The following is a 12,252-nucleotide window of genomic DNA, read 5'->3' on the forward strand; positions in this document are numbered from 1 at the left end:
ATCGGTTGGGCGATTGGACGAAAGGCGGGTGCGGGTCAGTGATCGGGCTTCGCCCACCAAGTCGACACGACCCAGCCTTCGGCCGAATAGTACAGCGGCAGCGTCTGCGGATAGGCGAGCGAGCGCTTGTAGGCGATCCGGTGCGTCGTGCTGTACCACTGCGGCACCGCGTAGTAGCCGTGCATCAGCACGCGGTCGAGCGCGTGCGTCGCGTCGAGCAGATCCTCGCGCGTCTGCGCGGTACCGAGCGCGTGCAGCAATGCGTCGACGGCCGGCGACTTCAGCCCGATAAGGTTGTCGGAGCCCGGCTCGTCGGCGAACTTGCTCGCGTAACGCGAATATTGCTCGGCGCCCGGCACCTGCACGCCCGGCAGGCGGATCGTCGTCATGTCGTAGTCGAACGCGTCGAGACGCTTCTGCAGCAGCGCGAAATCGGCCGTGCGAAAACGTACGGCGATGCCGAGCTTCGCGAGGTTGCGCTGGTACGCGGTCACGACGCCTTCCATCGCGCCACCCGCATCGTCGAGGATCTCGAACGCGAACGGCTCGCCCTTCGCGTTGCGCAGCGCGCCGTCGCGATAGGTCCAGCCGGCCTGCGCGAGCAATGCGCGCGCCTTCAGCAGGTTCGCGCGCAGCGAACCCGGCGGATTCGTGTCCGGCTGCGTGACCATCGGGCCAAACACGGCCGGATCGAGCTGCGCGCGCAGCGGCTCGAGCAGCTTCAGCTCGCCCTCGCCCGGCATGCCGGTCGCCTGCAGGTCGGTGTCGGCGAAATAGCTGTCGAGGCGCGTGTACGCGCTGTAGAACAGCTGGCGGTTCAGCCATTCGAAGTCGAACGCGAGGTCGAGCGCCTGGCGCACGCGCGCGTCGCGAAACAGCGGGCGGCGCAGGTTCATGAAGAAACCCTGCATGCCGGCGCCGTTGTGCTGGCGGAATTCGCGCTTGACGAGCTCGCCGCTGTCGAAACGCTTGCCGACGTCGCGCCGCGTCCAGTTGCGCGCGATGTACTCGACGAGCACGTCGTATTCGCCGGCCTTGAACGCCTCGAGCCGCGCGACGCCGTCGCCGTACAGCTTGTAGACGATCCGCTCGAAGTTGTTGGTGCCGATCCGCACCGGCAGGTCGGCGCCCCAGTACGCGGGGTTGCGCCGATAGGTGATCGTGCGGCCGTTGTCGTAGCGCTCGATCAGATACGGGCCGCTGCCGATCGGCTGCTCGAACGCGAGCTGGTCGAACGGGATGCGCGAGCCGTCCGCGCGCACGCCCCACTTGCGCGAGAACACCGGCACGCCGCCGGCGATCAGCGGCAGCTCGCGGTTCGCGCTGCGGAACTCGAAGCGCACGGTGGCCGGATCGACCACCACGGCCTTCGCGATTTCCGCGAAATACGCGCCGAACTGCGGCGCGGCCTGCTTGCTCTTCAGCGTATCGAACGAAAACTTGACGTCGTCGGCCGTGACGCGATCGCCGTTCGAGAAACGCGCGCGCGGATTCAGGTGGAACGTGACCGAACGACGATCGGGCGCGACGTCGATGTCGTCGGCCAGCAGCCCGTAGGCGGATGCCGGTTCGTCCGAGCTGCCGGTCGCGAGGCTCTCGAACAGCATGTCGATGCCCGGCGCCGGATTGCCGCGCATCGTGAACGGATTGAACTTGTCGAACGACGTCAGCCGGTTCGGGTTCGCGAGCACGAGCGTGCCGCCCTTCGGCGCATCGGGGTTGACGTAGTCGAAATGCTTGAAACCCGGCGGATACTTCGGCTCGCCGTACTGCGCGATCGCATAGGCCGCGTGCGCGGCCGGCGTGGCCGGCGCGGCGCATAGCGCAAACGCCGCGGCCGCGCGGCCGGCAGCCCGTACGGCACGCAGCGCGCCGGAACCGGCCCGCACGGCGGCGGCCCGGGGCGAACCCTTCGTCATAGAGGCCCTGTCGGTCGAATGAGGGTAGTAACGTGGGACGATTCTACCCATTCAATCGGCCGGGCCAAAAGAAAACCGCCACGCGGGCGGTTTCCGGTCTTGTTGACGGGCAGACGGCGCGCACGCGTCACGCGCGCGCACCGCGCCATATCAGCGCCAGCCGTTGTGGCGACCGTTGTCCCAGTGACCGTGACCGCGGTCCCAGCCGGGACGCCCGCCATGGTGGCGATACCAGTCGTCGCGGCCCCAGTAGCGGCGGCCATCCCAGTAGCGGTCGCCGTGCCAGCCGATCACGATCGCCGGTCCCGGCGCGTACACGGGCGCCGGCGCATACACCGGCGCAGGCTGGTAGACGACCGGCGGCGGGGGCGGCGGCGCATACACGGGCGCGGGCGCGACGTAGACCGGCGCCGGCACGCCGACGTTGATCCCGACATTGACTCCCGCCATTGCTGCGCCCGACACGAGCAAGGCCGTCATACCGGTCAAGAGCGAGGCAACACGCAAGGTCTTCATGGATTCCTCTTCTGGTTGTGTCATGTATGACTGGACTATAACGGCAAGCCCCGCCTCCGCATATTTCAAGTTTGTAAGAACTGATGCGTCACATCGCAACGGAAAGCCCGCGCTAACGTCTTGTAACAATCGGCGCCCGTCCGCCCCCGCCGTGCCCTTTCCTAAAACATCTTTCATCCTGCCTCGCGCCCGGCGTTAAGCGCCGCCTCGCACACTGCGCGAGCCGGATCGGGCGCCCGCCACGCTTCGGCACTTTGCTGACAGGCCGGCGCCCCGCGCCGGCGGAGACCTCGCCGATGCTGAAACTCGTCCGACTCGCGCTCGCGCGCCCCTACACGTTCATCGTCCTCGCGCTGCTGATCCTGATCGCGGGGCCGCTCGCCGCGCTGCGCACGCCAACCGACATCTTTCCCGACATCCGGATCCCGGTCATCAGCGTCGTATGGAACTACGCGGGCCTGCAGCCGGCCGACATGTCCGGGCGCATCGTCACGTATTACGAGCGCACGCTCGGCACGACGGTCAACGACGTCGCGCACATCGAGTCGCAATCGTTCCGCAGCTTCGGGATCGTCAAGATCTTCTTCCAGCCGAGCGTCGACATCCGCACCGCGACCGCGCAGGTCACGTCGATCTCGCAAACCGTGCTCAAGCAGATGCCGCCCGGCACCACGCCGCCGCAGATCCTCAACTACAACGCGTCGACGGTACCGGTGCTGCAGCTCGCGCTGACCAGCGACACGCTGAACGAACAGCAGCTCGGCGACTACGCGACCAACGTGATCCGGCCGCAGTTGCTGTCCGTCGCGGGTGTCGCGATTCCGTCGCCGTACGGCGGCAAGGTGCGCCAGGTGCAGATCGACCTCGACCCGCAGGCGCTGCAGGCCAAGGGGCTGTCCGCGCAGGATGTCGCGGCCGCGCTCGCGCAGCAGAACCAGATCATCCCGGCCGGCACGCAGAAGATCGGCGGCTTCGAATACAACATCCGCCTCAACGACAGCCCGCTGACCATCGACCAGCTCAACGCGCTGCCGATCCGGACGGTTAACGGCGCGGTGATCTTCATGCGCGACGTCGCGCATGTCCGCGACGGCTTTCCGCCGCAGGGCAACATCGTGCGCGTCGACGGCCGCCGCGCGGTGCTGATGAGCGTGCTGAAAAGCGGCTCGGCGTCGACGCTCGACATCATCGCGGGCGTCAAGGCGCAGTTGCCGCGCATCGAGGCGACGCTGCCGCCGTCGCTGCGGCTCGTCGTGATGGGCGACCAGTCGGTGTTCGTCAAGGGCGCCGTGAGCGGCGTCGCGCGCGAAGGCCTGATCGCCGCGGCGCTCACTTCCGCGATGATCCTGCTGTTTCTCGGCAGCTGGCGCTCGACGCTGATCATCGCCGCGTCCATCCCGCTCGCGGTGCTGGCGGCGATCGCCGCGCTGGCGGCCGCGGGCGAGACGCTCAACGTGATGACGCTCGGCGGGCTCGCGCTCGCCGTCGGCATTCTGGTCGACGACGCGACCGTCACGATCGAGAACGTCAACTGGCACCTGGAACAGGGCAAGGACGTGCGCAGCGCGATCCTCGACGGCGCGTCGCAGATCGTCGCGCCGGCCTTCGTGTCGCTGCTGTGCATCTGCATCGTGTTCGTGCCGATGCTGTTGCTCGACGGCGTCGCGCGCTTCCTGTTCGTGCCGATGGCCGAAGCCGTGATCTTCGCGATGATCGCGTCGTTCGTGCTGTCCCGCACGTTCGTGCCGATGATGGCCCGTTACCTGCTGAAGCCGCATGCCGCCCATCCGGCCGCCGTGCTCGCGCCGCACGGCGCGCCGTTCGCGCCGCCGCGCGCACGCAATCCGCTCGTCGCGTTCCAGCAAGGCTTCGAACGCCGCTTCGCCGCGCTTCGCGCCGGCTACCGCGTCGTGCTCGGGCTGGCCCTCGCCCACCGCGGCCGCTTCGTCGCACTGTTCCTCGCCGCGGTCGCCGTGTCGTTCGTGCTGGTGCCGGGGCTCGGCCGCAATTTCTTCCCGTCGGTCGACTCGGGCGAGATCGCGATCCACGTGCGCGCACCGATCGGCACGCGCATCGAGGAAACGGCCGCGCTGTTCGACCGCGTCGAACGCACGGTGCGCGGCGTCGTGCCGCCGCGCGCGCTCGCGAGCATCGTCGACAACATGGGCCTGCCGAACAGCGGGATCAACCTCACGTACAGCAACAGCGGCACGATCGGCCCGCAGGACGGCGACATCCTCGTGTCGCTCACCGGCGACCACGCGCCGACGGCCGGCTACGTGAAGCAACTGCGCACCGCGCTGCCGCGCGCGTTTCCGGGCGTGACGTTCTCGTTCCTGCCCGCCGACATCGTGAGCCAGATCCTCAACTTCGGCGCCCCCGCGCCGATCGACGTGCAGGTGACCGGCCCCGACCGGGCAGCCAACCGCGCGTACGCGACCGAGCTGCTGCGCCGCATCCGCACGGTGCCGGGCGTCGCCGATGCGCGCGTGCAGCAGGCGTCGACCTATCCGCAGTTCACGGTGTCGGTCGACCGCGCGCGCGCCGCGCAGCTCGGCGTCACCGAGCAGGACGTCACCAATGCGGTGGTCGCCAGCCTGTCCGGCACGAGCCAGGTGTCGCCGACCTACTGGCTCGATCCGCACAACGGCGTGTCCTATCCGATCGTCGCGCAGACGCCGCAGTACCGGATGACGTCGCTGTCGGACCTGCGCGCGTTGCCCGTCACGGGCCGCACGGGCGCCCCGCAACTGCTCGGCGGCCTCGCGACGATCGTGCGCGGTCAGACCGACGCGGTCGTCTCGCACTACGACATCGCGCCGCTGTACGACATCTTCGCAACGACGCAGGATCGCGATCTCGGCGCGGTCAGCGCCGACATCGAACGCGTGCTGCGCGCGAATGCCGCCGGCCTGCCGAAGGGCTCGCGCGTGACCGTGCGCGGCCAGGTGCAGACGATGAACGGCGCATTCGGCGGACTGCTCGCCGGCCTCGCCGGCGCGGTGCTGCTGATCTACCTGCTGATCGTCGTGAACTTCCATTCGTGGCGCGACGCGTTCGTGATCGTGAGCGGGCTGCCCGCGGCGCTCGCCGGCATCGTCTGGATGCTGTTCGTCACGCGCACGCCGCTGTCGGTGCCGGCGCTGACGGGCGCGATCCTGTGCATGGGGGTCGCGACCGCGAACAGCATCCTCGTCGTCACCTTCGCGCGCGAACGGCTCGCGCACACCGCCGACGCGGCCGTCGCCGCGCTCGAGGCCGGCTTCACGCGCTTTCGGCCCGTGATGATGACCGCGCTCGCGATGATCATCGGCATGGCGCCGATGGCGCTCGGTCTCGGCGACGGCGGCGAACAGAACGCCCCGCTCGGCCGCGCGGTCATCGGCGGCCTGCTGTGCGCGACCGTCGCGACGCTGGTGTTCGTGCCGGTCGTGTTCAGCCTCGTCCACCGGCGCGATCGCGCGCCGCGCCCCGAATCCCTTTCCGTCACTCCGGGAGAACAGCATGTCCACTGAATTCGAAGTCCGTCCCCCCGGCACGCCGCGCTACCTGAAGCCGCTCGCGATCGCAGGCGCCGTCGCCGCGCTCGCGGTCGCGGCCGCCGGCGTCCTCGCCCGCGTGCACGATGCCCATGCGGTCGCCGCGTGGACCGCGCAGCAAGCGATCCCGACCGTCGCCACGGTCGCGCCGCAGCCGGCCGCGGCCGACGCACTCGTGCTGCCGGGCCGGCTCGACGCCTATGTCGACGCCCCGATCTACGCACGCGTGCCGGGCTACCTGCATGCGTGGTACGCGGACATCGGCGCGCACGTGAAGGCGGGCCAGCTGCTTGCGTCGATCGACACGCCCGATCTCGACCAGCAGTTGCAGCAGGCCCGAGCGGACCTGCAAAGCGCGAGCGCGAACGAGCGGCTCGCCGCGATCACGGCCGCCCGCTGGGCCGAGATGCTTGCGCAGGATTCGGTGTCGCAGCAGGAGGCCGACGAGAAACGCAGCGACCTCGATGCGAAACGCGCGGCCGTCGCCGCGCGCACCGCCGACGTACGGCGGCTCGAAGCGCTCGAATCGTTCAAGCGGCTCACCGCGCCGTTCGACGGCGTCGTGACGGCCCGCAAGACCGACGTCGGCGCGCTGATCGACGCGGGCAGCGGCAACGGCGCCGAGCTCTTCACCGTGTCGGATGCGCGGCGACTGCGGCTGTACGTCCACGTGCCGCAGGACGACGCGGCCGCGATCCGCGCGGGCATGCAGGCCGTGCTGACCGTACCCGAGCGCCCGGGCCAGACGTTCGACGCCACGCTCGCGGATTCCGCGCAGTCGATCGACCCGGCGTCCGGCACGCTGCTCGCGCAGTTTTCGATCGCCAATCCGGCGGGCACGCTCTTTCCCGGCGAATACGCGCAGGTGCGGCTTGCGATGCCCGGCGCCGCGCATGCGCTGACGATTCCGGCCAGTACGCTGATCTTCCGTCACGACGGGTTGCAGGTCGCGGTGCTCGACGCGAACGGGCATGCGAGGTTGCGCAACGTGTCGATCGCGGCCGATCTCGGCACGCGCGTCGAGATCGCCTCGGGACTCGCGGCCGGCGATCGCGTGATCGACAATCCGCCCGATTCGCTCGCGGACGGCGACCCCGTACGCATCGCCGGCACCGCGACGACGGAGCACGCACATGGCTGACCGACTGCTTGCCGCATGGCTGGGCAGCATCGCGCTGCTCGCCGGCTGTTCGCTCGCACCGGCCTACCGCGTGCCGGCCGTTCCGGTGCCGGCCGCGTTTCGCGAAACGGGCCCGTGGGTCGACGCCGCGCCGGCCGACCGCCTGCCGCGCGACGGCTGGTGGCGCGTGTACGGCGACGCGACGCTCGACCGGCTCGAACCGCTCGTCGCACGCGCGAATCCCGACCTCGCGGCCGCCGTCGCGCGGCACGACGAGGCGACCGCGCTGTTCGACGAAGCGCATGCGGCGTTGCTGCCGAGCGTGGGTATCGAAGCCGAACCCGACCGCGACCGGCAGTCGGCGCGCCGGCCGCTGCGCGGCAGCGGCCAGCCCGACGTCTACGAGTCGAACACGCTCGAAGCCGGCATCGGCTACGACGTCGATCTGTGGGGCAAGGTCCGCAACACGGTCGCGGCCGGCCGCGACGACGCGCAGGCGGCCGACGACGATCTCGCGTCGGTCCGGCTCAGCCTGCAGGCCAGCGTGGCCGCCACCTACTTCGACCTCGCGGGCCTCGACCGCGAAGCGGCCACGCTCACGCAAACGATCGACACGTATCGCCGCGCGTGGCAACTCACGGTCAGCCGTCATCGCGGCGGCCTCGCGTCGGGGCTCGACGTGTCGCGCGCACGGACACAACTCGCGCTCGCCCGGGCACGCGCCTCCGACATCGCCGCCCGCCGCGCACTCGACGAACACGCGATCGCCGCGCTCGTCGGCACATCCGCGTCGACGTTCACGCTGCCGCCCGTCGCGGCGCTGCCCGGCGTGCCGGCGATTCCGACCGGCCTCGCGTCGACGCTGCTCGAACGCCGGCCGGACATCGCCGCCGCCGAACGTCGCGTCGCGGCGGCGAACGCGCGAATCGGCGTCGCCCGCGCCGCCTATTTCCCCGACCTGTCGCTCGGCCTCGCTGCCGGCTTCCAGAGCGATACGTTCTCGCCGTGGCTCGCCGCGCCGAACGAGATCTGGTCGATCGGGCCGCGTCTCGCGGCGACGCTGTTCGACGGCGGCCTGCGCGCCGCGGGCGTACGCAAATCACGTGCGCAATTCGCCGAGCAGGGCGCGCGCTATCGCGCCGTCGTGCTGCAGGCATTCCGGGAAGTCGAGGACGATCTCGCGCTGCTGCACCGCCTCGGCGACGAATCCGACCAGGACGACGCGGCGCTCGTCGCGGCGCGGCAGTCGCTCGCACTCGCGATGTCGCGCTATCGCGACGGCGCGGTCAGCTATCTCGACGTGGTCACGGCGCAGACGACCGAACTCGATACGCAGATCGCGTCGCTCGATGCCGATGCGCGACGCCTGCAGGCATCCGTCGGGCTCGTGCGCGCGCTCGGCGGCGGCTGGCACGGCACGCATTCATGAACGTTTCTTCATCGGCGCGCCCGGCGCCCGCACGGGCGCGCCCGATAACGTGGTGCCTGCCGGCATCGCCATCACGTCACCGGCTACTGTCACTTGAAAAGGACCACGCCATGAAGACCCTGATGTTCACCTCCCTCCTCTGCGCCCTCTGCGTCACGTTGCCCGGCCGGGCCAGCGCGATGCCGCCCGCCGCGGCAACAGCACCGCACACGTTCGCGTCGGCCGCACCCGCACCGCTGCCGTCGCGACCGGCATGGGCGGCCTCGCCAGCCGCGCCGCTCACGCGCGCGCAGGTCTATCGCGAACTCGTCCACGCCGAACGCGACGGGCAGCTCGCGCAACTCAACCGCGACCTGTATTCGCACTGACTGCACGCACACGGACGTGTCGCGCGACGCGCGGCACGCCTGCGCTCGTCGCACGCAACGCGCTACCGCGCCGTCATCCGCCCGCGTCGAACCTGAACCCGAATCGCGCGACGGTCTCGATTCGCGCGGTGAATGCGTGGGCGGCCAGCTTGCGCCGTAACCGCACGACCAGCGCATTGACCGTTTCGGGTTCGATATCGGCGTCGCCCCATGCATAACGCAGCACGGCGTCGCGCCCGACCGGCCGGCCCGATTCGCGCAGCAGGCATTCGACGAGACGGAATTCCCGCGCACTGAGCGCGAGCCGCCTGCCGTGCTCCTCGAGCGCTCGCGTCGCCGCGTCGAGCCGGACCGGCTCGCGCGTCCCGATCGCGCCGGTCCGGCGCCACAGCGCGCGCAACCGTTCGTGCAGCTCGACGAACGAACACGGATGGGCAAGACACACGTCGCACCCGGCCTGCAGCATCCGCGCGCGCTGCACGGGCGTGGCGCCGGTGACGATCGCGGCGATCGTCGCGCCGCCGGCCGACACGGCAAGGTGCGGCAATCCCGTGAGGATCGCCGGATCGGCCGCCGCATCGGGTGCAACGATCACGATGGCGTCGAAGCGGTCCTGCGTCGCCGCGAAGCAGCCGTCGCGCCATCCGTCGACCCGCTCGACGCCGTGCATGCTCTCGCGAAACGCCTTGTCGAGCCGCGCGGCCTCCGGCGTCGACGGAGCAATCAGCAGGATGCGCATCGATCGCTCCCGGCGCCGTCACGCGAGCGAGCGCGGCCAGCATTCGACCGTGATCGCCGTGCCGGCCGGCTGCGCATCGCCGATCCGCAGTGCGAAATCGTGCACGCGCATCACGGCCGACACCACGCTCAAGCCGAGCCCCGACCCGTTCACGTGGCGCGTGCGCTCGCCGCGATAGAAGCGTTCGAGCACCGCGTCGCGCTCGCCTGGCGGGATGCCCGGACCGGTGTCCTCGAACCGGACGAGCGGGCCGTTCGGCGTCGTGTGGAGCACGACGTGCACGCGCCCGCCCGGCGGCGTGAACTTGATGGCATTGTCCGCGAGATTGCTGAACGCCTCGAACAGCAATGCGCGGTCGCCGTGAATGCCGTCGACGCGTGCGGCATCGAGTTCGAACGACACGTCGACGGCTTCGGCCAGCGGCTCGTAGAGGTCGCACACGTCGCGCAGCAACGCCGCGACGTCGACCGCGGCAAAACCGCCGCGCCGGCTCAGCGTGCCGATCTCCGAGATGCGCAGCATCGCGCGAAAGCGTTCGAGCAGCCGGTCGGTTTCGTCGCGCACGGACGCCAGCAGTGCCGCCGACGCAGGATCGTCCGCGCAGAACGGCTGGTCGGCCAGCCGCGCCAGCATCGTATGCACGCGTGCGAGCGGCGTGCGCAGGTCGTGCGCGATGCCGTCGCAGGTATGGCGCACCTCGCCCATCAGCCGCTCGACTTCGTCGAGCATGTGGTTCACGAGATGCGCGAGCAGGTCGAGTTCGTCGTAGCGGCCGACCGGCAGCCGCTTGCCGAGATCGCCTTCGGCGATCTGCCGCGTGACGCGCCGGATCGCGGCAACGCGGCGCATCTGCCGCATGCCGAGCATGCTGCCGCCCGCGATGCCCGCGATCAGGATCATCACGCCGCCGATCACGAGCCCGCGGATCGCGACATCGCGAATCTGGATGAAATGCGACAGGTCGCGCGCGACGACCAGTGTCATCCCGTTGTCGCGGCGCACGGCCATCGCGCGCGTGATCGGCGCGGGCTGGCCGTCGAGCGGCGCGAGCGTGCGGTTCAGCGTGCGGCCGTCGCGATCCGTGCGCAGCGCGGGCAGCGTCGCGATGTCGCCGGCCACGCGATGCCCGGCCGCGTCGAACAGCCCGTAGAAACTCGTATGCATGCGCTCGTGCTCGAGCCGCCGGTGGATCGCGAGCGGCAGCGCCGCATCGGGGATCGAATCGAAATAGATCAGCTGCCACGCGAGCACCTCGTCGGTGTCGTGCGTCATCGTGTGTGTCGCCGCCGCGTTGATGACGCCCGCGAGCAGCAGCAGCGACACCGAGAAGATCGCCGCATACGCGCACAGCCAGCGAAACGTCGTCGTATGCCAGCGGCGCGTGAAATTCGCCGCGCGAGCCGTGTCCATCGCCGCCTCCGTCACGCGAGCATGTAGCCCGAGCCGCGCACCGTCTGGATCATCGGTTCCGCGCCCGGCGGATCGATCTTCTTGCGCAGCCGGCCCATGTGGACGTCGATCAGGTTGGTGCCGGGATCGAAGTGATAACCCCACACGGTCTCGAACAGCATCGTGCGCGTGATCGTCTGGCCCGCGTTGCGCATCATGAACTCGAGCACGCGAAATTCGGTCGGCAGCAGCGGAATCTCGTCGCCGCCGCGCCGTGCGCAGCGCGAAATGAGGTCGAGCTCGAGTGCGCCGACCTTCAGCAGCGTCTGCTGCGGCACGCCCGATGCCTGCCGGCGGCGCAGCAGCACCTCGATGCGCGCGCTCAGCTCGCCGGAATCGAACGGCTTCGTCAGGTAATCGTCGCCGCCCGCGCGCAGCCCGCGGATGCGCTCGTCGACATCGCCGAGCGCACTCAGCATCAGCACCGGCGTATCGATGCCGACCGTGCGCATCGCGGTCAGGATCGCGAGGCCGTCCGCGCCCGGCAGCATCCGGTCGAGCGTGATCGCGTCGTACGATGCGCTCATCGCGCGCATCATCCCTTCGCGGCCGTTGTCGATCCAGTCGACCTCGAACCCGCGCGCGGTCAGCTCGCCGACGATCTCGTTCGCGGTCACCGCATCGTCCTCGACCGTCAGTACTCGCATGGTTGTCCTCTCAATGAACGTCGCGACGGGCGCACACGACGCGCCCGCGACTATCGTAGGCGACGCGCTCGCCGTCCGGCGTTACATGAAAAATGCTTCATCCCGCGCCGCGACAAGCACGCGTGAAACATGTTTCATCCGTGCGTCGCCCGCCTCGTCGTGCGGGCCGCCTACGCTGACGTCATGCGGCATCGAGCCGCGCAACCAGGAGCCACCGGATGAAACTGTCGACCACCGTCGCCTGCATGCTGCTCGCATGCGCCAGCACCGCCGCGTTCGCGGGCCCCCGCCTCACCCCGCAGGAATGTCGTGCGTACCCGTTCGTTCACACGGGCCACGACGTCACGCATGCGGACCTCGTGCGCGAACTGACCGAGCTCGAACAGGTCGGCTACAACCCGGCTCACGCGAGCCCCTACTACCCCGACGATCTCGACGACGCGAAGCAGCGCCTCGCCGCCGAATACCGCGCGGACTGCACCCATGCGCTGACGGCCGACGCCGGCGTGCGGCACTGACCGCGCAC

10 protein-coding genes are annotated in these 12,252 nt (G+C 70.0%); 5 read left to right on the top strand and 5 right to left on the bottom strand.

All coding sequences use genetic code 11. The annotated features are described in order from the left end of the window. Positions 1 to 35 precede the first annotated feature (35 nt). Together AC1VVG_RS10850 and AC1VVG_RS10855 are read right to left on the bottom strand one after the other, a co-directional pair. The gene (locus AC1VVG_RS10850; protein ID WP_482835615.1) at positions 36 to 1,919 is read right to left on the bottom strand and encodes an extracellular solute-binding protein; all 1,884 of its coding nucleotides are present in this window, start codon (positions 1,917 to 1,919) and stop codon (positions 36 to 38) included. A 150-nt stretch (positions 1,920 to 2,069) separates the two neighbouring features. Continuing rightward, the gene (locus tag AC1VVG_RS10855; RefSeq protein ID WP_034188887.1) at positions 2,070 to 2,435 is read right to left on the bottom strand and encodes a hypothetical protein; all 366 of its coding nucleotides are present in this window, start codon (positions 2,433 to 2,435) and stop codon (positions 2,070 to 2,072) included. A 296-nt stretch (positions 2,436 to 2,731) separates the two neighbouring features. Here AC1VVG_RS10855 and AC1VVG_RS10860 point away from each other — a divergent pair, with 296 nt between their 5' ends. The 4 genes from AC1VVG_RS10860 (at position 2,732) to AC1VVG_RS10875 (ending at position 8,891) form a co-directional block, all read left to right on the top strand. Continuing rightward, the gene (locus AC1VVG_RS10860; RefSeq protein ID WP_482835616.1) at positions 2,732 to 5,950 is read left to right on the top strand and encodes an efflux RND transporter permease subunit; all 3,219 of its coding nucleotides are present in this window, start codon (positions 2,732 to 2,734) and stop codon (positions 5,948 to 5,950) included. Beyond that, the gene (locus tag AC1VVG_RS10865; protein WP_482835617.1) at positions 5,940 to 7,115 is read left to right on the top strand and encodes an efflux RND transporter periplasmic adaptor subunit; all 1,176 of its coding nucleotides are present in this window, start codon (positions 5,940 to 5,942) and stop codon (positions 7,113 to 7,115) included. The genes AC1VVG_RS10860 and AC1VVG_RS10865 overlap by 11 nt, the downstream gene beginning before the upstream one ends. Next, positions 7,108 to 8,523 carry an efflux transporter outer membrane subunit gene (locus AC1VVG_RS10870; RefSeq protein WP_175027438.1) on the top strand — a complete coding sequence of 472 codons (1,416 nt, stop codon included), beginning with the start codon at positions 7,108 to 7,110 and terminating at the stop codon, positions 8,521 to 8,523. Before AC1VVG_RS10865 ends, AC1VVG_RS10870 begins: the two co-directional genes overlap by 8 nt. 110 nt (positions 8,524 to 8,633) lie before the next feature. Next, the gene (locus tag AC1VVG_RS10875; RefSeq protein WP_200088346.1) at positions 8,634 to 8,891 is read left to right on the top strand and encodes a DUF4148 domain-containing protein; all 258 of its coding nucleotides are present in this window, start codon (positions 8,634 to 8,636) and stop codon (positions 8,889 to 8,891) included. A 73-nt stretch (positions 8,892 to 8,964) separates the two neighbouring features. On the opposite strand, the gene AC1VVG_RS10880 is transcribed toward AC1VVG_RS10875, so the two are convergent. Genes AC1VVG_RS10880 through AC1VVG_RS10890 form a run of 3 tightly spaced genes read right to left on the bottom strand, consistent with a single transcriptional unit; the run spans position 8,965 to position 11,726 of the window. Beyond that, positions 8,965 to 9,630 carry a response regulator transcription factor gene (locus AC1VVG_RS10880; RefSeq protein ID WP_059561975.1) on the bottom strand — a complete coding sequence of 222 codons (666 nt, stop codon included), beginning with the start codon at positions 9,628 to 9,630 and terminating at the stop codon, positions 8,965 to 8,967. Between the two features lie 18 nt (positions 9,631 to 9,648). Beyond that, positions 9,649 to 11,040, bottom strand: a complete 1,392-nt coding sequence (locus AC1VVG_RS10885; protein ID WP_226228338.1) for a sensor histidine kinase — start codon at positions 11,038 to 11,040, stop codon at positions 9,649 to 9,651. Positions 11,041 to 11,051: 11 nt separating this feature from the next. Further along, on the bottom strand, positions 11,052 to 11,726 hold the full coding sequence (locus AC1VVG_RS10890; protein WP_034188892.1) for a response regulator transcription factor: 675 nt from the start codon (positions 11,724 to 11,726) through the stop codon (positions 11,052 to 11,054). A 218-nt stretch (positions 11,727 to 11,944) separates the two neighbouring features. Here AC1VVG_RS10890 and AC1VVG_RS10895 point away from each other — a divergent pair, with 218 nt between their 5' ends. Continuing rightward, on the top strand, positions 11,945 to 12,244 hold the full coding sequence (locus AC1VVG_RS10895; RefSeq protein WP_034188893.1) for a DUF4148 domain-containing protein: 300 nt from the start codon (positions 11,945 to 11,947) through the stop codon (positions 12,242 to 12,244). Positions 12,245 to 12,252: the final 8 nt, after the last annotated feature.

Source organism: Burkholderia sp. L-4 (assembly GCF_056856535.1).

Coding starts and splice junctions, on each gene's coding strand:
- AC1VVG_RS10860 (WP_482835616.1), top strand. CDS start 2,732: ATGCTGAAACTCGTCCGACTCGCGCTCGCGCGCCCCTACACGTTCATC.
- AC1VVG_RS10865 (WP_482835617.1), top strand. CDS start 5,940: ATGTCCACTGAATTCGAAGTCCGTCCCCCCGGCACGCCGCGCTACCTG.
- AC1VVG_RS10885 (WP_226228338.1), bottom strand. CDS start 11,040: ATGGACACGGCTCGCGCGGCGAATTTCACGCGCCGCTGGCATACGACG.
- AC1VVG_RS10890 (WP_034188892.1), bottom strand. CDS start 11,726: ATGCGAGTACTGACGGTCGAGGACGATGCGGTGACCGCGAACGAGATC.
- AC1VVG_RS10870 (WP_175027438.1), top strand. CDS start 7,108: ATGGCTGACCGACTGCTTGCCGCATGGCTGGGCAGCATCGCGCTGCTC.
- AC1VVG_RS10895 (WP_034188893.1), top strand. CDS start 11,945: ATGAAACTGTCGACCACCGTCGCCTGCATGCTGCTCGCATGCGCCAGC.
- AC1VVG_RS10880 (WP_059561975.1), bottom strand. CDS start 9,630: ATGCGCATCCTGCTGATTGCTCCGTCGACGCCGGAGGCCGCGCGGCTC.
- AC1VVG_RS10850 (WP_482835615.1), bottom strand. CDS start 1,919: ATGACGAAGGGTTCGCCCCGGGCCGCCGCCGTGCGGGCCGGTTCCGGC.
- AC1VVG_RS10855 (WP_034188887.1), bottom strand. CDS start 2,435: ATGAAGACCTTGCGTGTTGCCTCGCTCTTGACCGGTATGACGGCCTTG.
- AC1VVG_RS10875 (WP_200088346.1), top strand. CDS start 8,634: ATGAAGACCCTGATGTTCACCTCCCTCCTCTGCGCCCTCTGCGTCACG.